21 protein-coding genes and 1 pseudogene are annotated in these 23,467 nt (G+C 39.7%); 7 read left to right on the top strand and 15 right to left on the bottom strand.

What is annotated here, in order from left to right; all coding sequences use genetic code 11:
• Positions 1-5: 5 nt before the first annotated feature.
• From ylxM to FEZ08_RS09785, 4 genes are all read right to left on the bottom strand, one after another.
• The gene (gene ylxM / locus FEZ08_RS09770) at positions 6-359 is read right to left on the bottom strand and encodes a YlxM family DNA-binding protein (protein ID WP_199288068.1); all 354 of its coding nucleotides are present in this window, start codon (positions 357-359) and stop codon (positions 6-8) included.
• Between the two features lie 195 nt (positions 360-554).
• Positions 555-1,703, bottom strand: a complete 1,149-nt coding sequence (ftsY, locus tag FEZ08_RS09775; RefSeq protein ID WP_138191856.1) for a signal recognition particle-docking protein FtsY — start codon at positions 1,701-1,703, stop codon at positions 555-557.
• Between the two features lie 20 nt (positions 1,704-1,723).
• The gene (locus tag FEZ08_RS09780) at positions 1,724-4,708 is read right to left on the bottom strand and encodes a chromosome segregation protein SMC (RefSeq protein ID WP_138191857.1); all 2,985 of its coding nucleotides are present in this window, start codon (positions 4,706-4,708) and stop codon (positions 1,724-1,726) included.
• A 337-nt stretch (positions 4,709-5,045) separates the two neighbouring features.
• Entirely contained in the window at positions 5,046-5,591 is a 546-nt protein-coding gene (locus FEZ08_RS09785; RefSeq protein WP_138191859.1) for an HdeD family acid-resistance protein, read from the bottom strand.
• A 274-nt stretch (positions 5,592-5,865) separates the two neighbouring features.
• Between FEZ08_RS09785 and FEZ08_RS09790 the strand changes: the two genes are divergently transcribed.
• Genes FEZ08_RS09790 through FEZ08_RS09800 form a run of 3 tightly spaced genes read left to right on the top strand, consistent with a single transcriptional unit; the run spans position 5,866 to position 8,998 of the window.
• Positions 5,866-7,401 (top strand): M1 family aminopeptidase, encoded by a 1,536-nt coding sequence (locus FEZ08_RS09790; RefSeq protein ID WP_171015027.1) that lies wholly within the window; start codon positions 5,866-5,868, stop codon positions 7,399-7,401.
• Between the two features lie 11 nt (positions 7,402-7,412).
• Positions 7,413-8,135 carry an ABC transporter ATP-binding protein gene (locus FEZ08_RS09795; RefSeq protein WP_138191863.1) on the top strand — a complete coding sequence of 241 codons (723 nt, stop codon included), beginning with the start codon at positions 7,413-7,415 and terminating at the stop codon, positions 8,133-8,135.
• The gene (locus FEZ08_RS09800; protein ID WP_138191865.1) at positions 8,135-8,998 is read left to right on the top strand and encodes a hypothetical protein; all 864 of its coding nucleotides are present in this window, start codon (positions 8,135-8,137) and stop codon (positions 8,996-8,998) included. Before FEZ08_RS09795 ends, FEZ08_RS09800 begins: the two co-directional genes overlap by 1 nt.
• Before the next feature lie 33 nt (positions 8,999-9,031).
• Here FEZ08_RS09800 and FEZ08_RS09805 read toward each other — a convergent pair whose 3' ends face one another.
• Positions 9,032-11,281 carry an ATP-binding cassette domain-containing protein gene (locus tag FEZ08_RS09805; RefSeq protein WP_138191867.1) on the bottom strand — a complete coding sequence of 750 codons (2,250 nt, stop codon included), beginning with the start codon at positions 11,279-11,281 and terminating at the stop codon, positions 9,032-9,034.
• Positions 11,282-11,411: 130 nt separating this feature from the next.
• Here FEZ08_RS09805 and FEZ08_RS09810 point away from each other — a divergent pair, with 130 nt between their 5' ends.
• The gene (locus tag FEZ08_RS09810) at positions 11,412-12,149 is read left to right on the top strand and encodes a MerR family transcriptional regulator (RefSeq protein WP_138191869.1); all 738 of its coding nucleotides are present in this window, start codon (positions 11,412-11,414) and stop codon (positions 12,147-12,149) included.
• A 3-nt stretch (positions 12,150-12,152) separates the two neighbouring features.
• Positions 12,153-12,605 carry a PH domain-containing protein gene (locus FEZ08_RS09815; protein ID WP_138191871.1) on the top strand — a complete coding sequence of 151 codons (453 nt, stop codon included), beginning with the start codon at positions 12,153-12,155 and terminating at the stop codon, positions 12,603-12,605.
• A 28-nt stretch (positions 12,606-12,633) separates the two neighbouring features.
• Here FEZ08_RS09815 and hydE read toward each other — a convergent pair whose 3' ends face one another.
• The 5 genes from hydE to FEZ08_RS09840 all read right to left on the bottom strand — a co-directional run bounded on the left by hydE (position 12,634) and on the right by FEZ08_RS09840 (position 17,319).
• Positions 12,634-13,728, bottom strand: coding sequence for a [FeFe] hydrogenase H-cluster radical SAM maturase HydE (gene hydE, locus FEZ08_RS09820; protein WP_138191873.1), 1,095 nt, complete (start codon positions 13,726-13,728; stop codon positions 12,634-12,636).
• Between the two features lie 11 nt (positions 13,729-13,739).
• Complete coding sequence (locus FEZ08_RS09825) at positions 13,740-14,645, bottom strand: magnesium transporter CorA family protein (RefSeq protein WP_138191875.1); 906 nt, start codon at positions 14,643-14,645, stop codon at positions 13,740-13,742.
• A 15-nt stretch (positions 14,646-14,660) separates the two neighbouring features.
• Entirely contained in the window at positions 14,661-15,398 is a 738-nt protein-coding gene (locus tag FEZ08_RS09830; protein ID WP_138191877.1) for a TrmH family RNA methyltransferase, read from the bottom strand.
• A gap of 33 nt (positions 15,399-15,431) precedes the next feature.
• Positions 15,432-16,226, bottom strand: a complete 795-nt coding sequence (locus FEZ08_RS09835; RefSeq protein ID WP_138191879.1) for a histidinol-phosphatase — start codon at positions 16,224-16,226, stop codon at positions 15,432-15,434.
• A 160-nt stretch (positions 16,227-16,386) separates the two neighbouring features.
• Positions 16,387-17,319 carry a helix-turn-helix transcriptional regulator gene (locus tag FEZ08_RS09840; RefSeq protein ID WP_138191881.1) on the bottom strand — a complete coding sequence of 311 codons (933 nt, stop codon included), beginning with the start codon at positions 17,317-17,319 and terminating at the stop codon, positions 16,387-16,389.
• A 104-nt stretch (positions 17,320-17,423) separates the two neighbouring features.
• On the opposite strand from FEZ08_RS09840, the pseudogene FEZ08_RS09845 reads away from it, so the two are divergent.
• Both FEZ08_RS09845 and FEZ08_RS09850 read left to right on the top strand, forming a co-directional pair.
• A pseudogene (locus FEZ08_RS09845) lies at positions 17,424-17,914 on the top strand (cysteine hydrolase family protein).
• Between the two features lie 98 nt (positions 17,915-18,012).
• Positions 18,013-18,834, top strand: coding sequence for a prenyltransferase/squalene oxidase repeat-containing protein (locus FEZ08_RS09850; RefSeq protein ID WP_138191883.1), 822 nt, complete (start codon positions 18,013-18,015; stop codon positions 18,832-18,834).
• A gap of 50 nt (positions 18,835-18,884) precedes the next feature.
• Here FEZ08_RS09850 and FEZ08_RS09860 read toward each other — a convergent pair whose 3' ends face one another.
• The 5 genes from FEZ08_RS09860 to FEZ08_RS09880 all read right to left on the bottom strand — a co-directional run bounded on the left by FEZ08_RS09860 (position 18,885) and on the right by FEZ08_RS09880 (position 23,465).
• Complete coding sequence (locus FEZ08_RS09860) at positions 18,885-20,564, bottom strand: DEAD/DEAH box helicase (RefSeq protein ID WP_138191885.1); 1,680 nt, start codon at positions 20,562-20,564, stop codon at positions 18,885-18,887.
• A 197-nt stretch (positions 20,565-20,761) separates the two neighbouring features.
• Entirely contained in the window at positions 20,762-21,172 is a 411-nt protein-coding gene (locus FEZ08_RS09865; protein WP_138191887.1) for a hypothetical protein, read from the bottom strand.
• 42 nt (positions 21,173-21,214) lie between these two features.
• A complete protein-coding gene (locus FEZ08_RS09870) occupies positions 21,215-22,468 on the bottom strand; it encodes a hypothetical protein (RefSeq protein ID WP_138191889.1) in 1,254 nt (417 codons plus the stop codon).
• A 119-nt stretch (positions 22,469-22,587) separates the two neighbouring features.
• A complete protein-coding gene (locus FEZ08_RS09875) occupies positions 22,588-22,986 on the bottom strand; it encodes a hypothetical protein (protein ID WP_138191891.1) in 399 nt (132 codons plus the stop codon).
• A gap of 35 nt (positions 22,987-23,021) precedes the next feature.
• The gene (locus FEZ08_RS09880) at positions 23,022-23,465 is read right to left on the bottom strand and encodes an NUDIX hydrolase (protein ID WP_138191893.1); all 444 of its coding nucleotides are present in this window, start codon (positions 23,463-23,465) and stop codon (positions 23,022-23,024) included.
• Positions 23,466-23,467 lie beyond the last annotated feature (2 nt).

The following is a 23,467-nucleotide window of genomic DNA, read 5'->3' on the forward strand; positions in this document are numbered from 1 at the left end:
TTGCTTCAATCCCTTCCTATGGTTACTTCTACTTCAATACGTGCCTCGTCTAGCAATGCTTTGACAGTTTCAAGACTTTCGGCAGCATAAATTTTCTCTAATAATTGTTCGTACGTCATGGCCATCTCCAGCATACCAAGCTTTGCTTCATATGTTTCCAGTCCATGTTCTACCTTTTTAACTTGGTCGTGAACAGCATTACGAGAAACCTGATGGTTCTCAGCAATTTCAGCCAGACTTAAATCCTCAAAATAATATTCTTCAAAATAAGCTTGCTGTTTCTCGGTAAATAATTGCTGATACAATTCATACAAGCTAATTAAACGAACCTTCTTTTCCAATAAATGTAAATCTGCCACTGCTATCCCACCTATCAAACTATATTTTTAGTTACCATTCTGGCTGATTTATAAATGCGAATTCTCAGAATGTTTGAAAACACTTTTCAGTCTAAGAAAATCTATTAATATTTGTGCGAAGCGTATTCAGCATACGTCCCAAACAAATATTTATAGACATTCAACGAATGCGAACGTTTTTCTAGTACTCTGGATTTATTCGAACATCTCGGCAAACAGCCCATACAAATAATTTTCAATTCTGAATGGCTCTAAATCAGTGATTTTTTCACCTAAACCGATATATTTAACCGGGATACCTAATTCTTTGCCGATTGCCAGCACGATTCCACCTTTAGCAGTACCATCCAACTTGGTCAGAACAACACCGCTGATTGGTGCAACCTCAGTAAAGGCACGCGCTTGTGATAAACCATTTTGCCCGGTTGTTGCATCAACAACCAGTAAAGTCTCATGCGGTGCTCCGGGATACTCACGATCAATAATCCGGCGAATTTTTGCCAACTCATTCATTAGATTCGTTTTATTCTGCAAACGCCCGGCAGTATCACATAGAACGACATCATAATTACCATTCTTTGCTTTCTGCATCGCATCAAACATGACCGCACTTGGGTCGCCACCTTCGGTCCCAAGCACAATATCAACATTCGCACGCTGTGCCCAAACCGCTAACTGGTCAATTGCACCGGCACGGAAGGTATCACCTGCTGCAAGTAAAACTTTCTTCCCTTGCGACTTGAACTGCTCGGCAAGTTTACCAATTGTTGTTGTCTTACCAGCACCATTCACACCGATCATTAAAATAACCGTTGGCTGCCCATGTTGCATATTTAGTTCACGACTACCGCTAATGCTCTCATTATAAATATCATAAAGTTTATTAACAATAACCTCATTTAATGCCCGTGGATCACTCACACCGCTGCGCTGCACCTCACGACGCAATTCATCCGTCAGCTCAGTTACCGTGGTCACACCGACATCAGCCATAATTAAAATATCTTCAAGCTCTTCAAAGTATTCCTCATCAACCGTCTGGAACCGTGACATCAAATCACCAAACGCCGATAAAATTCCACTACGGCTTTTGCTCATTTTCTGATGATAATCCTGAGCCTGCTCAATGCTACCTTGGGAAACCCCGGCACTAACAGCATCTTTCACTTCCTCAGCGGCTACCGGACTAGATTCCGGAACCGGTTGCGCCGCGGGCGCAGCCGGTTCCTCTAGCGTTTCTTCAGCATCAAGAGTAGCCGGTTCAATTATTTTGGCATCGTCCAGATTTTGTTCTTCTTGTTCTTGACCTTTAAACAGGTTTTTAAATTTTGAGAAAAAACTCATTTGCAACATGCCTCCTTTTGTTATTCAACGATTTTTTCAGCCTCTTCCAAACGTACTGAAATCATCTTGGTAATTCCTGGTTCTTGCATTGTTACCCCATAAAGAATATCAGCTTGTTCCATTGTTCCTTTACGGTGAGTAACAACAATAAATTGGGTTTCTTTGCTAAAGTTTCTTAAGTAGTTGGCAAAGCGTGATACGTTAGCATCATCAAGTGCCGCCTCAACTTCATCAAGAATACAGAATGGTACGGTGCGGGTTTTTAATAGCGCAAACAGCAATGAAATTGCAGTTAGTGCTCGCTCTCCGCCGGAAAGCAGCGATAAATGCTGCAATTTTTTTCCTGGTGGCTGAGCGATAATATCAATACCTGAGGTTAAGACATTATCCGGATCGCTTAATTCAAGCAATGCTTTCCCGCCGCCAAAGAGCTCGCTGAAGGTCTCATTGAAATGAGTCTGGATGGTTTGGAAAGTCGTATAGAAGCGACTTTCCATCTCTTGATCCATTTCAGTGATAATCTCTAACAAATTATCTTCTGCTTGTAACAAATCGGCTTTTTGCTCTGTCAGGAAAGTAAAACGTTCATTAACTCGTTCAAATTCTTCAATGGCACCAATATTTACCAGTCCCATTCGATCAATTGCCCGTTTTAATTCGGTTACACTTGCAACTGCTTCCTCAATTGGTTGTTCAAGCGTATGGCCGCAAGCACGCTCGTACGACAGTTGATACTCTTCTCCAAGTCTGGTTAATTTAGTATCAATTTCAACTTCTAAGCGCGTTTGTTTTAATTCGATTGCTTTCAATTCCTGCGCTGCTTTTTGTTGTTCTTTTTGCAGTCCGCGCAATTCATTACGTAAATCTTCCAACCGCCCGGTTTGCTCTAAACGTAATTTCCGCTGTTCATTAATTGCAACAATAATCGCATCGCGCGATTCTTGTTGCACGGTATTATCATCATCAACATCAGTCCGCGCTGATTCTATATCAATTTGCTGACCTTTCAACTCCGCCAACCGAACTTCTAAGCGACCGATTTCTTCGGCAATTTGAATGTTTTGATTTTGTAATTGCTCAGTTTGCAGCGTTTGCGTGTTGAGCATTTCTTCTTTACGCACAAGTTCAAGTTGTAGGTCCTGCAGTTGGTTATGCGCATTTTGCTCAGCAGCTTTTTGCGTTGAATATTGCTCTTGCAATTGGCTGACTGATTGTTCCATTGTAGTAATATTCTTACGCAGTTGCTCAATCTGATGTTTTTGCGTCAATAATCCGGTTCTTTCATTAGCAACTTTACCACCGGTCATTGAACCGCCACGGTGAATAACTTCACCTTCCAAAGTAACTACCCGGAACCGGGCGCCAACTTTTTTGGAAATATCGGTCGCATCTTTCAAGCTGTGCGCCACTAATGTAGTGCCAAGCAAATTCTCAACGATTGCCCGGTATTTATGATCAGTATTAATCAGGTTGCTGGCAACATCAACAAAACCATGTTGTTGTTTCAACATCGCTAAATCACCAGCGCTGGCAACGTTCCCTTTAATTCGGGTAATTGGTAAAAATGTTGCCTTTCCTAAACGATTCTCTTTCAAATACTGAATCGCATTTTGAGCAACGTATTCATCCTCAACAACAATATTCTGTAAATTGCTGGCTAAAGCTACTTCGATAGCAACATCATAACGGGCATCTAGTTCAATTAAATCTACTAATACACCGTTTACACCTTTGATGCGGCCATTTTCAGCATGTTTTAAAACTGCCTTAACCCCATGAAACAAATGACCGTAGCTTGCTTCAACATCACTTAAAGTCTGGAAACGCGAACGAGTTGACTCAAGTTCACGAATTTGTTGCATTTGCTGTGCTTCAATACCACGAACCTGCTCATTTAGTTTGCCGGCTTCGGCAGCATGAGCAGCAATCGTCGCCCGCATCGTTTCAATTGCCTGTGCATCATTCGACTTCTGATTAGCAAAGGTTGATAACACTTGATCAATTTGTGCCTTTTTATCCATCAGTAACTGATAATCAGTTTCCAGCTGTTTGTTGCTTTCTTGCATATTGCGGGCCCGTTCATCTAAAACCGCTTTTTGACCCTGAACATTTTCCAACACCCGGGTTGCTTCAACCAATTGTTCTTGCAACTGATTAATTTTTTGATCCTGAGTCACTAGTAATTGTTCAAATTCGTCAATTGACAATTCAGTTTCAACAACACTGGTAGCTAATGCAATATCCTTGGCAGTCAACTCTTCAGCCTGTACCTTTAATTCTTGCAATGCCTGATAAGAAGTTGTAATCTCTTGTGCTAATACCGCAATTTCAATCGCCTGCAACTGCTCTTTCTTGCTTAAATATTCTTCAGCAACTGCTGCTTGTGCACGCAAAGGCTCAACTTGATATTCAAGCTCACCAATAATATCTTCAACCCGGCGTAAATTTTCATGTGTTGATTCCAATTTACGCAAAGCTTTTTCTTTTCGAGTCTTATATTTCAAAACGCCTGCAGCTTCTTCAAAAATAACCCGGCGTTCTACCGGCTTACTATTTAAAATCTCATCAATCCGACCTTGACCAATAATACTGAAAGCCTCTTTACCAACACCGCTGTCCATAAAAAGACCGGCAATATCTTGCAGCCGGACATTCTCGCCATTAATTTTATATTCACTCTCGCCATTCCGATACAATCGGCGACTGACACTTACTTCCTGAAACTCAATTGGCAACTGCTTCTCCGAGTTATCCAAAACTAAAGTCACTTCAGCAAAATTCAACGGCTTTTTAGTTTCACTGCCCTTGAAAATAACATCCTGCATCTTACCGCCGCGAAGCGTCTTAGCCGACTGCTCCCCGAGTACCCAGCGCACAGCATCAACAACATTGCTTTTCCCGCTGCCGTTAGGACCGACAATAGCAGAAATACCCGCATTGAACTCAATGTCCGTGCGGTTGGCAAATGATTTAAAACCGTATGCTTCTATCCGTTTTAAAAACATGCTTTCTGACTCCTAAAATAATCTTCTTAAATTAAACAATTCAAGCTTCTATCTTCATGGTAAATTAATACTTCAGGCTTAATGAAAACGTTTGTCATTCTAAGGATAATTGTTGGATTTGTGCGAAGCGTATCTTGATATACGTGCCAAACAAAGACAACAATTTTCCAACGAATGCGGACAACGTGTTTCCGACGCAGCTTTGCTGCTAGTGCCTTTGGCGCAAAGCCTGAATCTAAATATATATTATACCATTTATCCCCTCTATAAAAAAGAGAAAATTTTCCTGGATAAAACCAAAAAAACAAAGCCGGAAATACCCGGCTTCGTTTTATAATTAAAATTGATGATTCTTAATTGCCACCGATTCAATGATGCTGGCAAAACCGGCAATAATGACGAAGATTGCTACCAGAATGGTCAGCAAACTAAAGCTGGTAATCGGATTAAGAATAATCAATATTCCGACAATAATCAGCACGATAGCGAGTAACGCTTGCCAAATCCAAGCTGAAAAACCAAAGCGACGCATATCGAAGGCACTAATAAACCGTAACAAGGCGAACAGAATCGTCCAGGCACCAAAACAATATGCCAAAACAATCATACTTTCCATTGGCACAAATAGTAAAATCAAACCAAAACCAATATCAATAATACCTTGAACTAAATGCCAACCCCAGCGCGGAAAGAATTTACGATTAATAATTGTTGCAATCGAAATACCGATTCCGGAAATTAAAAGTAAGGCACCAACAATCATTAATACAACCATAAAGGCTTCTGAAGGATTTAAGATAGCTACAACCCCTAAAATAATCAACAAAATACCGCGCAAAGTAAATAGCCACCAATGTTTATAACCCATAACTTCCATTTCCATAACTAACACTCCTTCTCAATTACAGTATACATGATTTTTTGCTTCGTGTACCATTAAATACAAAAATAATATTTGCAAACGCATTTATAATAGCAATTTTCTATGTAAATAGCAACTCCTTTTCGGATGGTAAAACTCAGGTAAATGCCGGAGCCCGCTTGCTCCGGCATTTACCAAAAAAGTTCCACCAAGAATCCCAGTGTTACAATACTGTTATTTTACTCACCATGCCCCATTTGCTATAATGTGAATGTATAAGAAAGGGGTTTTTATTATGCGCAAGCATTCACTTTGGGGATTAATAAGCACTGCTGTTGCGGTTTTAGTATTATTAAGTGCCTGTTCAATTCCGGGAATACCGAATTCAAGCACACCGCCAGAGAGCGAGAATGTTGCAGATTTTAGCAACATTCATTATCAACTGATTGGCGATTTAGATGTTGAGAACCGGGTGGCAACCGGAACCCAGACAACAACTTTTACAGCGAGCAGCATTGCTGAGCCGCTTGATACTGTTGGCTTTCATCTCTATGCCAACTCGTACAGCAGCCCGGAAACCAGCCCGTCAATGGGCTATTCAAGCATCCCGGCCAAGGATGCGCTTGGCCGCATTACCGTTACTGAAGCAACGGTGAACGGAAATAAAATTGAAAAATTTAATTCCGAAGGGCAATTTCTGGAACTGAAATTGCCGGAAGCGATTCAACCGGGTGAAACGGTTGAGGTTACTTTAGTATTCAATACCAAAGTACCGGTCAGTACTGAACGATTTGGTTGTTACGAAGAAATTTGTTCGTATACACAATGGCATCCTTTATTAGCCAAATATAATGTTGACACTAAAACTTGGGATGATCATAACTATGCGTTGCAAGGGGAAAGCGACTATATTGATGATGCCAGTTACAATGCGACTTTAACTTATCCGGAAAAATATACTGCGGTAACCGGTGGTGTGGATAACGAAAAAGTTTTAGATGGCAAAAAACAATTGACTGCCGAGCTTGAACATGGCCGGATTTTTGCAATTATCATCAGCGAACATTTTGAAATAAAAGAAAAAACGTTTGATGAGACAACAATCCGCACCGTTCATGACAGCCGCAACACCGACTTTACCGAAAAAGATAACGAAAACTTATTTACTGATGCAAATGGCGCTATTTCTTTCTTCAGTGAAAAACTTGGCGAATTTGCATATGCTAAACAGTTTGATATTGTTGAAACTGCGGTAGAAGGCTTCGCTATGGAATATAGCGGTCTGGTACAAATGGGTTACTTCTTTAATGGTCAGCATGATTATCAATTCTATGATGTGGTTGCTCATGAAATCGGGCATCAATGGATGTATTCAAAAATAGGCAGTAATTCAGCGAGCTCACCATTCATTGATGAAGGCTTTACTACTTTTATCACTGCTTACTATTACGAAATTGAACACCAAGATAATCCTGATGCTGAATATTTAGGGCTGTCATCACTGGCTGCCTACTATACCGGTCAAACAATTCACGGACCTATCGGTGAATCAGTATATTACTTTGATAAACAAGGCGCATATGCTTATTCGGATGCAGTATACAGTGGTACAGCGTTAGCATTGAATGAACTGCGTTTGCTTGATGGGCAAAAACTTGATGCTGTGCTTGCGGCCATAGCCGACAAACACAGCTACGGCTTCGTTACCAGAAATGATATTTATAGCTATATTGAAGAGCAATACGGGGTTGATACTAAAGAACAATTTATGTATATGATCAATGAGCCATATTATAAATATCCGACGATGCTTATCGGTACGCAATTATAAGGAGGGATTCTATGAAACTAACTGTTGAAAACATAAACAAGACCATTGATGGTAAAGATATTCTCAGTCAACTGAATTTGCAAATTGAGGGTGCAAAAATCATTGGTTTGCTTGGTCCAAACGGTAGTGGTAAAACAACATTAATGAAGATTATTGCTGGTTTGATGCAACCTAATCAAGGTCGTTTGCTGATTAACAATCAAAGTTATCGTTATCCGCAAACTTCACAGCAAATTGCTTATTTACCAGATAGCTTAATTTTTCCAAAAAGCTATTCTGTCAAACAAGCCTGCACCTATTTTCAAACTAATTACTTTGATTTTAATGAACAAAAGTTTTATCAAATTTTAGCAGATTTGCAGCTTGATTTACATCGCAAGTTAAGTTCAATGTCTAAAGGTCAGCAAGAACGCTTAATGCTGGCTCTGGTACTGGCACGCGAAAGTGAACTTGTGTTACTTGATGAGCCATTAGCAGCAATTGATGTTATTTCACGTGATGAAATATTACGATTAATTAAAACCTACAGCGGTCAGAATACGACCTATATTATTACGACTCACTTAATTCTCGATATGCAGGATTTATTTGATGAAGTGTTATTCTTAAATCGAGGTCAGGTCGTCTTCCATTCCCTAGTCGCTCCGCTTTGTGCCCGTGAAAATAAATCACTTCTTGATATTTACCGTAGTTTTTATGGTTATCAAGGTGTTGCTCAAGGAGGTATGTACTAATGTCTAGGTATTTAAGAACTTTTTTCGCTGATAACCGTTTAGTACTTTCGATTTCAGCTATTGTCTTATTTGTAACAACATTACTCTATACTTTCTTATTGTGTAATATGATTACTTATCAAAGTCAAAATTACTCAAACTATGGTGGCGGTTTTGAAGGTTTGATGATTACGATGATGATTGTTTTCGTATTATTCGTCTTGCTTATGCTCTTTATTCTGGCACCGGGAACTTCGCTGTTTATTACTTTGCGTAATTTTACCGGCAGAAGTAAACTGCGGTATGCAATGATCCGGATGTCACGGATTAGTTTCTTTTTTGGTCAATTAGCTGCTTATTTACTGATTAGCATAGGTATCATTGCCGTAGTTGGTTTGGGAGCATTCATCGGCGTTACCTTGGGTGGCCAATTATTAGGAACACTTGATACTATGGTTGAGGTGTTATCCGGATTCTTGGAAACGCCGCTTTCGGCGATGCTCTGGATAGTAAACAGCGGTCTAGGCTGGGTCACTAATTTCTTCTTCTGGGCAACCTGGATTATTCTTTACTCAACTAAAAGTTTTAGAAAAATTCCGCGGGTTGGTCGCATCTTCTTGATTATTGGTATGGTAATTGGCTACTTTATTATTACCATGATGATTAATTTTGTTTTTGCTACTTACCTTGGGTATGGCAGCAGTACCACCAGTTTAATGGATATGATGTTTGGCTACTCATCAGTTTATAATTCTGGCTATGACCTTGATTATGAGCGTATACAAATTATTGCTCAATTCAGTCAACTTATTTATAACTTAATTCCATTGTTTGGATTTGGCGGCATTTACATGTTCTTGTTAGCTAAACGATACGAAGTCTAAAAAAAGCTCCCCGGTTGCGGGGAGCTTTTTTATTTATAATTTAAGATATTTTCCCGTATAGCTTTGCTCGCAATGTATTAAGTCTTCCGGCGTCCCGGTAAACAGCACTTCACCACCACGATTTCCGCCTTCGGGTCCCATATCAATGATCCAGTCAGCACGGCTCATCACATCCAAGTTGTGTTCAATAATGATGACGGTATTGCCTTGGTTAACCAAATTATCTACAATATCCATAAATTTGTGAACATCAGCCATGTGTAAACCAGTAGTAGGCTCATCAAGAATATAAATATTACCTTTCTTGTAGAGTTCGGCGGCAATCTTGATACGTTGACATTCACCGCCAGATAAGGTGCTAAACGGCTGTCCGATAGCCATATAGTCAAGTCCGACCTCAATTAGCGCCTGTAATTTTTTGCGAATTTCCTTCGTTTCAAAAAACTCATAGGCTTCGCTTGGATTCATTGCTAAAATATCAGTAATATTTTTACCATCACAGTCTATTTCACGTACTTCTTGGCGATAACGACTGCCGCCACAGGTTTCGCAAGTCATCCGCACATCATCCATGAAGCCCATGGTAACTGCAACACTTCCTGCCCCTTTACAAGTCGGACAACCGCCTTTGGAATTAAAACTAAATAATCCGGCATCCTCACCCGTGCGCTTTGCCAGTTCTTTGCGCATTAAATCAAAGGCGCCAATATATGTAACTGGAATCGCTCGTGAAGATTTAGTTGGTGCACTTTGATCAACAACAACTGCTTCCGGATGCTCATTTAAGAATACATCATGAATTAACGAACTTTTTCCCGATCCGGCTACTCCGGTTACACAGGTAAAAATCCCTTTTGGTATCTTAACACTAACATGCTTCAAATTATGTACTGTAGCATCTCTAATTTCAAAATAATCAACAGCACTGCGACGCTGGTATGTTCTATGCGGTGGATTTTGAAAAGCTTCTAAATATTTAGCTGTTGCTGTATCGGCTGTCTTCAAATCGGCAATTGACCCATTGAAAACAACAGTACCGCCATGCTTTCCGGCTTTCGGACCAATATCAATAACCCAATCCGCTGCTTCAATGATATCTGGATCATGCTCGACTACATAAACACTATTGCCTCGGTCGCGCAGGCCATAAAGCAATTCAATCAACTGTTTATCATCGCGCGGATGTAAGCCGGTAGAAGGTTCATCTAAGATATAAAGCAGTCCGGTTAAATCACAATCAAGCTGCTTAGCCATCTTCACCCGCTGGCTCTCGCCGCCGGAAAGCGTGGCAACCGGGCGGTCCAGCGACAAATAACTCACACCGATATCAATCAAATGTCCTAAAATACGCCGAATTTTAGCAACTATCTTCGTTGCCAACGGATCATCAATATCCGCTAAAAATCGATCCAGTTCATCAAGTTCCAGCGCTGAGAGTTCAACAATTGTTTTTCCCGCAACTCGAATATTTCTTGAACGTTCATTCAACCTCGCACCATGACATGCCGGGCATACCCCATCTTCAAAAAACTGTTCAATACTCTGTTTATTATTCTCACTATCTTCTTCATCTTTCAAATTACGATTGCGTTCAACTTTACGAATCAATCCTTCATAAGTTTTCTTAAAATTGTCGCTACTCACTTCTTTTAGGGAAAATTCTTCAGCATACAACAGTGTATCCAACTCCGACTGCGGCCAATCCTGCAAAGGCTTGTCCGCATCAAATAATTTGCTGCCAATCATTTCTTTCCACATCCAGCTGCCGACTTTATAATATGGATGCAAAATTGCTCCTTGATTCAGTGATTTACTGAAATCAACAAAGTGCTCAACAATAACTTTATGCACCTGTCCTTTCCCAAGACAATCCGGGCACATGCCATCCGGTAAGTTGAATGAAAACATCGCTTGAGGCAAATGCTCCGGTTCACCGCAACGACTAAATAACATCCGCATATAGGAAAGAATATCGTTTACAGTTCCTACTGTACTTCGCGAGCTTTTGCCAAGCCGTTTCTGATCAATCATAATAGCAGTTGCTAAATATTCAATTTCATCAACCGGCGGCCGCGATAATTTCGGCATCCGTTTACGTGCAAATGCACTAAACGTCTCAATGAGCTGCCGCTGTGCCTCAGTATAAATCGTATCAAACACCAATGAAGATTTACCACTGCCGCTCACCCCGGTAAATACAACAAACTTGTCCTTGGGAATACTAACTGTAATATCTTTTAAATTGTTTGTCTTGGCACCATGAATAATTAAATTTTGATTCATATATAGCTTCACTCCTTTATAGTACTATCGTAGCACAATGAAGCAAGAGATAAGGTTTATTTCGTATTTATAGTCCTAATTGACAAAAACCTTAGCAAACAATTATAATGTTTAGGAAAGCAGGGATAGCATGAAACGACCAATTGATATTGCCAGAGCACTGAATATCAGTACCAGTTCATTACGTCACTACGAAGACTGGCAAATGATTCCAGCAGTAGAACGAACTGCAAATGGATATCGTATTTATAATGAAGAACATATTGCCTACTTTACTTGTATCAGATTAATGGCACCAGGTTTTGGCATAAAACTAACCGGTGAAATCATGCGTCTGCTTATGACTAGCAACCATTCACAAGCGCTTTGGCGCATTAATGAAGAACAAGCAAAACTGCATAATGAAAAAATTATTGCTGAAAAAGCATTGGAACACATTGCCCGCGCGACCATCTTCACCCAAACACAAAACCGCTATACCATTGGTGAAGTCAGCAAAAAAACCGGTATACCCGCCTCAACAATACGCTTTTGGGAGAAAATCAGGCTGCTTGAACTCGAGCGCGAGCCAAGCAGCCGCTACCGACTCTTCACTAACGAACACATTAGTCGCATTTTTGTTATCCATGCCCTTAACACCTCAATCTACTCGCCAACATATTCACTTGCCGGTATTCAAGACTTACTCCATGAACTTGACTTCAATGACAGCGAACGAATTCAAAAAATTACTGATGATTTTATCAGCCATTTAGAAACTATTAACTATTACCAAACCTCTGGTATCGCCGGCCTCCATGACCTAATCACTTTTCTTGGCCTTGGCAAACCACGTTTAATCTCAACTAACTCAATGAAGGAGCAATAAATCGTGCAAACTACATTCAGAACCAAAATAAGTATATGGCGGATTCTTTCTGCTGTTTTTCTATTAACTATCGGCCTTTTACCCTTTCTTCTGCCCAACCACTCAGAAAACAACCCAATCCTTAACTTCCTTCCGCTTATCTTATTTGGCACCTATGCTGCCTACTTACTGCTCTGTTTCTTCACAACATTCACTCTCAGCAACGAAGATTTGCTGATAAAATCCTTTTCCGGCACTATCGTCATTCCATACACAAATATTACAGCCGTTACAACCCGAAAAATAAATCCTTTCTTTCGATATGGCTACATAAAAGGATATATTCGCAAAGAAACAGCGACTCATGTCATTTTGATTAGCTATATGAATGAAACCCAAAAACAAATAACAATCATGCTCTCACCACAAAACCAAAATACATTTCTAGCAAAATTATCCACATTGATAAATATATAAAAAGACGACCCAGTATGGGTCGTCTTTTTTATCCTTGTCTATCAAAAAAGTGTGGCGAATCACCACGTTCACCAAAGCCGATTTCATCACCAACGCTAGTCACGCGTGCTGCCAAACAATCTTTACATTCATCAGCAGTATCTTCAACGCAAGGCTTTTCGTCATATAGTTGGTAGTTTTCACGATAGCCTTCAGTGGTAACAATCGGCATTAAGATATTCGCTCCGGCCTGCAGTCCCTTTTCACGGCCAACCGGATTAAGCGCCTGCAACGCTGTTGTTGCCGCAATATTAACATCTTTTAAATACAATCGCGTTACTGCAACCATTTTTAAGCCCAATAAGAACCGCTCACGCTTAGCTTTTGCACTGTTGCCGCCGGCAGCCAAGACTTCCTGTCCCATTGGCGTGTCACTGCTAACAATGTATGGTCCCATGCCAATCATATCAATATTATGCGCTTTGAAAAACATAATGTCGTTCGCTAAATCTTCAATCGTCTGTCCGGGCAAACCAATCATGACTCCGGTACCAACCTGAAAACCAACTTCCTGCAAAGTTTTAATACAAGCAAGACGACGCTCAAAATTATGATTGCCATCTTGTGGATGAATTTTTGCAAATAGTTCCGGGTTCGTCGTTTCAATTCGTAATAAATAACGATGCGATCCGGCAGCAAACCAACGCTCATAAACTTCTCGTTCCTGTTCACCAATACAAAGCGTAATTCCTAGCTCATTATTGGTTTCCTCATTAATACGCAAAATTAAACGTTCAACAAAGTCAGTAAAATCAGCATCTTCACGCTCACCCGACTGCAAGGTTACTGAACCGTAACGGTTTTTCCATGTCCATATTGCTGCTTCAACAATCTCATCCTCACTCATATTGAATGAAAGAACATTAGTATTGCTGCTGCGAATACCACAGTAATAGCAATCCTTGGTACAAACATTAGAAAACTCAATCAAGCCGCGATAATAGACCTTGTTCCCTACATACTTTAATTTAGTTTGATAGGCAGCAGCAAATAAAGCATCCATATCACGACGATCTTTAGTCGCTAACAGCGTGCATAAATCAGCATGGCTCAATTGCTCTTTTTGTAAAATAGTTTCGATCATAATGGTCCCTTCTATAATAGATCTTTCCGGCGCAAATAAAGCACGGTTAGATAACATAATAATACTGAAATAACAACAATAATCAGTACTGCAATCGACAAATCCTGAAATGGTAAACCAACATTCATTCCGAAGAATCCGGTAATTAGTGTCGGAATCGAGATAATAATTGTTACTGAAGTCAGACGTTTCATAATTTGATTCAAAGTATTAGAAACCAGTGATGAAGCAACATCCATAGCGCTGCTTAATACCTCACGATAAATTGTTGCCATCTCACTCGCCTGCTGACTCTCAATTTGCACATTATCAAATAATAGCTCCATCTCCGAATCAGTCTCAATCTGCAAATACTGGCGCTCACTCATCTTATTAAGCATACTGTTAAAGCCAGTCAATGCCGTTTTAATATGGATAATCGACTTTTCCAGCGTAAACAATTTGCGGAAATCTTCATTGTAAACCCGCTTTAAAAACCGATCTTCAATATGCGTTAAGTCCTCACGTATCTCACGTAAATCACGAATATAACTTTTCATAATGTATTGCAACAACTGCATTGCAATAATACCAGGCTTTCTTTCAAGGTCATCAGACTTATCAAAACGATTACGGAATTCCTCAATATACTCATGATGAGCCGCGGTAATAGTAATCATCTTACCATTATTAATAATAATACTAATCGGAAATGTATCATATAAATTCATATCGTTTTCAATTCGCTTTACATAAGGAAAATCAATAATAATAAAAATCCCATTTGCTAAGCGCTCAAGCCGAGATGGCTCATCCAAATCGGAAACACCCTCAAAATAATACATTGGTAAATCATATTCCTTTGATAATGCTTCAATATCCTGCACACTGGGTGCCGCAATATGCCGCCAAGTAGCGCTCTCCTCAATTGCTCCCATACCATTCACCTTCTCCTACTTACCACTCTTAGTCAACTGCCAAAGCATAATCGACCCCGCTACTGCAACATTCAATGACTCGGTTGCATCATGCATCTTAATCGTTAACGCCTCGTGCGGTAACCCTTGCCAAAAATCCCGTATGCCTTGCCCTTCATTGCCAAGCACTAAAGCCCAAGCCGATAAATCCTCGCAACTGCCAACATCATTACCATCCATCATCGTCAGCAACAATGGCAACTGTCGCTCATCAAGTAACGCCGCAATTTCAGTCGCTGCCAGCGTCAAAACCGGCAAATGAAAAATTGCTCCTTGACTCGCGCGCACAACTTTCTCATTAAAGCAATCAACTGCATCATTAGTAACCAGCAAAGCATCCACACCAAAAGCCGCAGCACTGCGGATTAAAGTGCCAACATTTCCGGGATCCTGCAGCCCATCCAAAACCACCACACGCTTCGCTTCGCTCGAAAGCATCGGTTGCACCATACGGCAAACTGCCATAACCGGCTGCGGCGACTTCGTCACCGCGAGCTTCGCCAACACTGACTCACTGACAAGCACATTGTCATAATCGCTCTTATATGGTTCAATACTGATAATTGTCTCGACAATATCAGCCTTCACCGCTTCCTCCACCAAATGCCAGCCTTCAACTAAAAATTGCTGCTGCGCTTCGCGGTACTTCTTTTGCTGCAGCTTTGTCCACTCTTTTACCCGGCTGTTCTGCACCGATTCAATATACTGCGTCATTCTGTCTACTCCTTAGCGCCAATGGCACCTATATTATTTTAAAATTGTATTAATATCATCAACAATCGGCAAACTTAATTGGGTAACCGTCGCAAATGATTCCATCATAGCTTCATCCCAAAGGAATGCCGGATTATGAGCATCACTGCCAATCATCGTCCGCACCCCGGCACTTGCTGCCAGCTCCCAGAAACGATGATGCGGATAGCCATAGCGTTCTTCATCCTCATACTGATGTTTTCCTTTACGAATACCATTGGCATTATATTCCAAGACAATATTGCGTTTTACTGCCATATCAATAATCTGTTCCGAACAACGCTCGGCAGTAATATCCCAGCGCGGATAACGATCAAAAGCAACATCAGGGTGAACTACAAAGGTAAAATAATCAGTTGCCATGCCAGCCAGCAAATTCTGAGTATATGCTTCTAAAACTTCAGGTGTTTCGGTATGAAAAGCATCATGCCAACTACCATCCGGAAGTTGGAAGTCATGATTACCAAATGCCAAATAGTCTAAACCATAAACATTATAAAGTTGCTCATAATAAGCATGCATTGTTGCATCATATTCAATCTCCAAGCCTATGTATAAAGCAATCTTATCAGCGTACTTTTCATCAAGCATGCGGAAAGTCTCAATATATCCTGGCAACTCGCGAAAATCCATTCGCGAACGATTCCAACGCTCATCAGGAAACGGTCCATGATCACTCATTCCCAATTTTTTATATCCAGCAGCAATGGCAGCCTTAACATATTCCTCATCACTGCCAACCGCATGATTACATCTAGTTGTATGGGTATGATAATTTCCTACAAGCATACTCGTCACCCTTTCATCACTCTATTATACCACAAAAGCAAACCCGCACAAAGTTATTCAGTAGTTCATTTTTTATTGGAAAAATAAGGAAAAGGCCAGCCCTCAGGGCTGGCCTTTTCCTACTGCTCACTAAAAATATCCTACCAATTTTCCCAACATACTAACTCCCATAAAGCGTAGTCATTTCATTAATCCGCCGCTTCATTTCTGAACGAACATGCGACGGCTCTATGCAAATACACTTATTGCCAAACCCGAAAAGAATATTGTAGTAATAATCATTCTCTATAAAGGGAAAGCTGACAATATAGTGTTCATCTCCATCAGGTGTGAAATGATCATAAGTACAATAATCAAGCACTTGTTCACTGATTGACTTGTGAATCCGCAAGGTAATCTTAGTTTGCATCGTTGCCAAAATATCAGTAAAGTCTAATTGTGGTTTTTGATAATCACGTGGTGTGAAGGTTTGTTCTTGTAATTGTAAATCGGACATTCGTGATAATCTGAATAAGCGATAATCATTTCGTTGATTGCAATAACCTTGCCAATACCATTGATTACCTTTTAGCACCAACTGATATGGTTCAGCTGTGCGGGCAGTTTTATTGCCATAGCGATCAGTATAATCAAAGCTAAGCAACTTATTTTCTTGCAAAGCAGTTTTAATAATCGCTAAGTATGGTTGCATATTTTCATTACTCATCCACGGACTTAAATCTATATATATTTGATTTGCTTTTACTTCAATTTCCTTTGCCTTTTCAGGTGGAATAAGATTCTTTACTTTAGCAATTGCATTGTTCAATTCAGTTGCCCGAGTCATATTGGCAACACTGGCAAGTCCAATTAAAATAGCAGACAGATCGGCAAGTGAAAAAACTTTGTTATCAAGTTTGTAGTTTGGCATAATTTCAATGCCGCCGCTAACTCCCGGAGTTGCCATAATCGGAACTCCGGCCATATTAATACTATCTATATCACGATAAATCGTCCGTGGTGAAACCTCAAATTGTTCTGCCAACTCATGAGCACTGACGCGTTTCTTATCCATAAGTAACATAATAATACTAACCAGTCGGTCTACCTTCATTTTTTCGCCACCTTTAAATTTATTTTATATTGTTGCCATAATGTTGTCAACAATTGACTGATATAATAAAAGCATAAATAATCTACTTTTCAGGAGGAACCATTATGAAAAAGCAAGCTTTAGTCATTATTGATATTCAAAAGGATATTACCAAAAACTACAAAGATATTATTGAGAACATTAACACCGCCATTAATTGGGCAGTCGATAATAATCTTCATGTTGTTTATATTCGACATGAAAACTTATCTGCTGGTACAAGAACTTTTAAACCGGGTACTGCCGGAGCTGAGTTAGCTGATGATTTAAAAATAGTTTCAAACAATATTTTTACTAAATATAAAGGTAATGCATTAACCAGTAATGCTTTTGCAGATTTTATTAGTGAAAATGACATATCAGATTTCTATATAACCGGAGCTGATGCCGTTGCCTGTGTAAAATCTACTTGTTTCAACTTACGTAAAGCTGATTATGGTGTAACGGTTTTATCTGATTGCATTACCAGCTATGACAAAAAAAAATTGACGAAATGCTGACATATTATCAAAATAAAGGCAGCAAAATTATTACTTTAAATGATCTTTTAGACTAATTGCCTATGCTACCAAGCACATAAAACAGCCACTAAAGAGACGGTGGCTGTTTTATTCAGTTATGCTATAATGAAGCTAACGAAAGGGAGCTGATTTTATGGATACACATGATGATATTCAAGCAATCCTTGCCCACCGCTATGACCGCGGCTGGGACTTCTGGACTTCACCCGACCGCCGTATCATTGCCGGCGCACCGTTTTCAACACTGGAAAGCGCAGGCTTTTTGCTTGAACTTGGTATGCCGGCAAGTGACCCGATACTGCAAAGCGTGAGTGAACTCTTTTTTGATGCTTGGCAAACAGATGGCCAATTCAAACCATATCCTAAAGGCGCAACTTATCCCTGTATGACTACTGAATGTGCTCGGTTGCTCTGCCAATTAGGCTATGTTAATGATCAACGTATTCAAAAAACACTTAGTTTCTTATTAACAAGCCAACATTATGATGGTGGCTGGCGCTGCAATAAATTTTATTATGGCCATGGGCCGGAGACCGAATTTTCTAATCCGCTGCCAACTCTCTTCGCCCTTGATTGCTTTCGCTATACAGAAAACTATCAAAACAGACCAGAGCTCACTCGAGCAATAGAGTTTTTATTATCTCATTGGGATACTAAAAGGCCTATCGGACCATGCCATTATGGCATCGGCAAACTGTTTATGCAAGTCGAATATCCATTTCGCGGCTATAACCTCTTCCAATACGTCTATATCCTCTCCTTCTATCCCGCTGCACGCAGTGACGAACGTTTCAAAGCTGCCTTCGCTGCTTTAAAGGCCAAAACCAAAGACGAACAAATAATTGTTGAGCGCGTTGTTCCTAAATTAGCAAAACTCAACTTCTGCAAGAAAGGTGAACCAAGCATTTTGGCAACTAAACGGTACCAAGAAATTCTCACTAATCTTGTTGAATAAAAAAGAAAAGCCCAGAGTGCAGCACTCTGGGCTTTTTTATCTTACTATACTTAGCGTTGTTTACGCTTCGGCGCCGGTCCGCGACCTTTGCCTTTGTAACCACCTGAGCGTTCACGGCGATCATCATTATAACGACGCTCTCCGCCACGACCTTCAATGCGATTATTGCGGCGATCACGATCACGTTGGTCATCACGGCGACGCTCATCATGACGACGTTCCGCACCACTTAACTCGCTGCGACGGCGATCTCCGCCACCATTGCGGTCATCACGACGACGATCGTCACGACGACGTTCACCACCGCCATTTCGGTCATCGCGACGACGGTCATTACGACCGCCATCACGGCGCCGGGTATTTGGATGTTGTTCCATACCACGGGCACGGCGATTATTATTACCACGGAAATTCGCTTCATCTTCACGTGCTTTTGAGAATGCTTCTTTATCGAATTTTGGTGTCAATAAATGTAAAGCAGCTGCTACAAGTAAAGAAGGATCATATTCTTTCAACATTTGTTTAGCTTGAGCAACACGGTGGTATGCTTCACCAAATGAAATACTATCAATCATACGTTCAGCAGCTTCATTTTCTACTGCCTCAATAACTTCATTGGTGCTTGGACGATACATCCGCTCCATTGTTGCTTTAGTTTTCTTTTCAATATATGGTAATTGTCCTTTACGCTCTTTTGGCGTTACAAAAGAAATTGCTTGTCCAGATAATCCGGCACGACCGGTACGGCCGATACGGTGCACGTAATATTCATAATCTTGTGGTAAGTCATAGTTATAAACGTGACTTACACCTTGAATATCAAGACCACGGGCAGCAACGTCAGTTGCGATTAAGATACGCGTTTGACGAGCTTTGAATTTACGGAAGGCAACAGTCCGTTGCTCTTGCGATAAATCACCGTGAATGCGGTCAGCGTGGAAGCCTTCTTGCATCAATGCTTCCATGACTTCATCGACACGGCGTTTGGTGCGGGCAAAGACAATTGCCAACTCTGGTTTTTGTACACGAATAACGTCTACAAGGGTTGCTAATTTTTGGTTATCACGCACTTCAACATAATATTGCGTGATATTTTCAACGGTTAATTCTTTTGCTTTGATGGCAATGTGAACTGGTTCGTTCAAGAAACGTTCTGCAACAGCTTTTACCTTTTGTGGCATTGTCGCTGAGAAGAAGAGCGTCTGGCGTTCTTCTGGCATTCGTTCGAGAATTGTTTCAACATCATCAATGAATCCCATGCTTAACATTTCATCCACTTCGTCTAAAATCATAAAACGAATATTATCAGTTTTCAAAGTACGGCGTTTCACGATGTGGTCAATAACCCGGCCCGGCGTACCAACAATAATATCGGCACCTTGACGCAACAATTTGAATTGTTTGTCAATTGATTCACCACCGTATACAGCTACCGTTTTTAATTTTGTGTGTGCTGATAATTTACGGAATTCATCAGTTACTTGCAAGGCAAGCTCACGAGTAGGCACAAGTACTAGAACTTGCGGTAATTTTCCCGGTTGCAATTGTTCAATTGTCGGGATTGCAAAGGCAGCGGTTTTACCGGTACCAGTTTGCGCTTGACCAATAATATCATGGCCTTCGAGTACGTTAGGGATAGCTTCAACCTGGATAGGCGTTGCCGTTTCATAGCCAATTTCTGCAAGTGTACTATGCATTGCAGCACTTAATGGCATTTCAGAATATTTCATTAATAGACTCCTCTGTTATTCAATTTTGGCAAAAAAATAAAGAGCTCGTCGCTTAACAATTCGCGGTAACGCTCCCTGGTCCTTTTGCTATAACTTAGATATTATAACACACTTTTTTCTGAAAAGAAATAAAATTCCGGGAAAAGGTGAACTTTTTCCGGAATAATTTAGGGCACTTCTACAAACATTTAATAAAACTACTTTCGAATAGTTACATATCTTTGCCCTTTTCTTATTTGAAAATCTATATATTTTTTTCGTTTTGCTAACCAAAACAATTCTTTAGTGTAACCCATACTCTCATCAAGTTCTTTTGATAACAAGTCATCATTAGGCACTTTATACATTTTTGCACTATCTAATTCTATTGTTTCTGATGTAATAATAATCATTAGTAATCTCTCTAAATTGAAAGCAAAAGTTTTTCTTCTATAAACTTCATAAGTAACAACAGCTAGAATCATAATAATAAGTAATACTACTGGAATTCCTATGCGAACTATTTGCCATGGAATAATTTTACTTATAAAGGTTACATAAAATGTAATACCTCCGCCCATGCAGAAAATAACCAGCTTCGCAAACTCTCTTACTTTTTTTGATTCCATATGTTTATCTTCTCCTTTAATATTAAATTTTCTCAAAATAGTTTAGTTTATAACTAAATCAAAATCTCTTATCATTCGTTGCTTTAGTAATCCTGTTTCGCGATAATCATGCAAATTAGATATTACTCCATCATCAGTTTCAATAAAAATTTCCAATTTTCTAGTAATATCCAAGCGACTATTATCGGAATTATTATGCAGTTCATTCCATAAATCTCGCTTTATTGCTATCAAATCAGTTCTACCTGTACACTTTGATATCTGACATTCTTCAATTATAGCTTTATGATCATCATAGCCATTATAATGAAAATAATAGTATTCACGAACACCAACTATATTAATGTCGTTTGTTCCATTAACATATTTACTAAACTCGTAATACGTGGGAACTTCATACTTGGTAACTTTACCGTCATCACCTTCAAGTTCAAACTCATTGTTGGATACTTCTGTTAAGTCAACTTGCGTTTTTATCAAAGAAATTAAATCACTTCGTTCTAAAGTAGAAATGAGCTTTTTATCTTCATTCGCCAAATTATCAAAAATATATCCTTGTTGGTATAAAAATTCCGGATTTCCTATTAACCTTGCTTCTGACCAGTCACCCTCCTTAAATGAGCGAAACATATAATTCATACTTGTGCTACTATCAGGATAACCAACACCAACAATTGTATAATGTTTATTATTTTCGCTTAAATCACGAGTCACAACTGCCAATCGCATCCCGGACTTTTCTACACTCAAATCAGAGTATTGTTCCTTGTCAAAATTGACTGGCATAAGAATTACGGTACCATCAAGAATTTGTTGCCGATACTCATCAACCAGTGCTTCATACTTCTCATTTATTGTCACATATGTAAACGTAGCGTGAAGTTGGATATTCAATACTTCAAGATATGTAACCGTTTTGTCTTGTTCTTGCCAAAAATAATGTTCAGCAAAATATGATTCACCAATTTGTTCCGGAAAAGCAAATTTCCAGAACAAGTGTCCGGCATTATCATCATATCCTTCAGGACCTGCTAAATTCATATACAGTTCATATTCTTGATCTTTATCTGCTAATAACTCAGCAACAGACTCACGCACTTTAGCTCCTAATAACTCATCACCAAACAAGACCCCGTTTAATGCGATTCGATTATAGACTTCATCATATGTCTGATTGCTAATATTATTTAAATGCACAGTAAAACAAATCCGGAGTCCCACAAATGCAACCAAAATAATCCCAAGAACCATTAAGCTGCCAATTAAAACTTTTTTCCAACTCAAAACTTTCTTCACACAAACTCCCACTTTAAAATCGTTTTATAACATAATTGTATCAATTATATTCTTTTAATCAATCGGATTTTTATGGAAAAAAAGAAAATTCCGGGAAAAGATGAACTTTTTCCGGAATACTAGTTTCGATTTGATGAATTGAAGAAGACTGAAGCAAGAATTAATATCATGCCGATAGTTGCTGCGACCGTATTACCCGCTGGCGGAAAAATACTGCTGCGCCCTAATATTAACCAATAGAATACATAAACAATTGTTGGAACTGCTATTATCGCAGTTCCCAGAGCTACACCGCTATTACCAATAATACCATGTATATCTAATTTACCGGTCGCCGCTGCTTGCCTGCTGATCTCACGATTAAAACGGACTGCAAGCACTAAAAACGTTCCTAAAGTCAGCAAGATAATATTTACCCATACTGACAATAAACCGATTGTGAAAAAACATATAATCGGTATCGCAATTAATATCCCGCCAATTACGTAACCTACCATTCTTATCATTTTAATATTCATACTTACCCCTATTTCTATATGTTCTCAATTATTCCTTAGAATACCTTTCCAGCAATAAATTGTTTATTAATTTCCTCGAAAATATATGATTGAATATGCGGATAGGTTAAATTCTCCGGCAGTGCGTCAAAGAAACGTACAGTGCCAATCTCTAAATCCGGCAATTCACCAAGTTCAGTGATTTGCGCATAGTAGAGTCCGCCAAAGCTTTCATTTTCATCAGCAGTCCCGTAACTATGCACAACTGAGTAGATGCAATGTTGATACAAATCAAAGCTTATCGCTCCGGTTTCTTCAACCAATTCGCGGCTCGCGCATTTGTTGACGGTTTCACCCGGCTCACGATGGCCTCCGGGAATTTCCCAGGTGTCGCGCTTTTTGTGCTGTACCATCACATATTGATTCTGATAACGCGCTACAATAACGGCAAAGGTGATTTCCTCATCGGCAATTGCATCCCATGGATAAAATTTAACCATAT

This window comes from Culicoidibacter larvae (assembly GCF_005771635.1).
GTDB classification, from domain to species: Bacteria; Bacillota_I; Bacilli_A; order Culicoidibacterales; family Culicoidibacteraceae; genus Culicoidibacter; species Culicoidibacter larvae.

Coding starts and splice junctions, on each gene's coding strand:
- FEZ08_RS09880 (WP_138191893.1), bottom strand. CDS start 23,465: ATGGTTAAATTTTATCCATGGGATGCAATTGCCGATGAGGAAATCACC.
- FEZ08_RS09830 (WP_138191877.1), bottom strand. CDS start 15,398: ATGACGCAGTATATTGAATCGGTGCAGAACAGCCGGGTAAAAGAGTGG.
- FEZ08_RS09790 (WP_171015027.1), top strand. CDS start 5,866: ATGCGCAAGCATTCACTTTGGGGATTAATAAGCACTGCTGTTGCGGTT.
- FEZ08_RS09805 (WP_138191867.1), bottom strand. CDS start 11,281: ATGAATCAAAATTTAATTATTCATGGTGCCAAGACAAACAATTTAAAA.
- hydE (WP_138191873.1), bottom strand. CDS start 13,728: ATGATCGAAACTATTTTACAAAAAGAGCAATTGAGCCATGCTGATTTA.
- FEZ08_RS09785 (WP_138191859.1), bottom strand. CDS start 5,591: ATGGAAATGGAAGTTATGGGTTATAAACATTGGTGGCTATTTACTTTG.
- FEZ08_RS09810 (WP_138191869.1), top strand. CDS start 11,412: ATGAAACGACCAATTGATATTGCCAGAGCACTGAATATCAGTACCAGT.
- FEZ08_RS09825 (WP_138191875.1), bottom strand. CDS start 14,645: ATGGGAGCAATTGAGGAGAGCGCTACTTGGCGGCATATTGCGGCACCC.
- FEZ08_RS09875 (WP_138191891.1), bottom strand. CDS start 22,986: ATGAATATTAAAATGATAAGAATGGTAGGTTACGTAATTGGCGGGATA.
- FEZ08_RS09795 (WP_138191863.1), top strand. CDS start 7,413: ATGAAACTAACTGTTGAAAACATAAACAAGACCATTGATGGTAAAGAT.
- FEZ08_RS09860 (WP_138191885.1), bottom strand. CDS start 20,564: ATGAAATATTCTGAAATGCCATTAAGTGCTGCAATGCATAGTACACTT.
- FEZ08_RS09780 (WP_138191857.1), bottom strand. CDS start 4,708: ATGTTTTTAAAACGGATAGAAGCATACGGTTTTAAATCATTTGCCAAC.
- FEZ08_RS09800 (WP_138191865.1), top strand. CDS start 8,135: ATGTCTAGGTATTTAAGAACTTTTTTCGCTGATAACCGTTTAGTACTT.
- FEZ08_RS09865 (WP_138191887.1), bottom strand. CDS start 21,172: ATGGAATCAAAAAAAGTAAGAGAGTTTGCGAAGCTGGTTATTTTCTGC.
- FEZ08_RS09840 (WP_138191881.1), bottom strand. CDS start 17,319: ATGAAGGTAGACCGACTGGTTAGTATTATTATGTTACTTATGGATAAG.
- ftsY (WP_138191856.1), bottom strand. CDS start 1,703: ATGAGTTTTTTCTCAAAATTTAAAAACCTGTTTAAAGGTCAAGAACAA.
- FEZ08_RS09835 (WP_138191879.1), bottom strand. CDS start 16,226: ATGCTTGTAGGAAATTATCATACCCATACAACTAGATGTAATCATGCG.
- FEZ08_RS09850 (WP_138191883.1), top strand. CDS start 18,013: ATGGATACACATGATGATATTCAAGCAATCCTTGCCCACCGCTATGAC.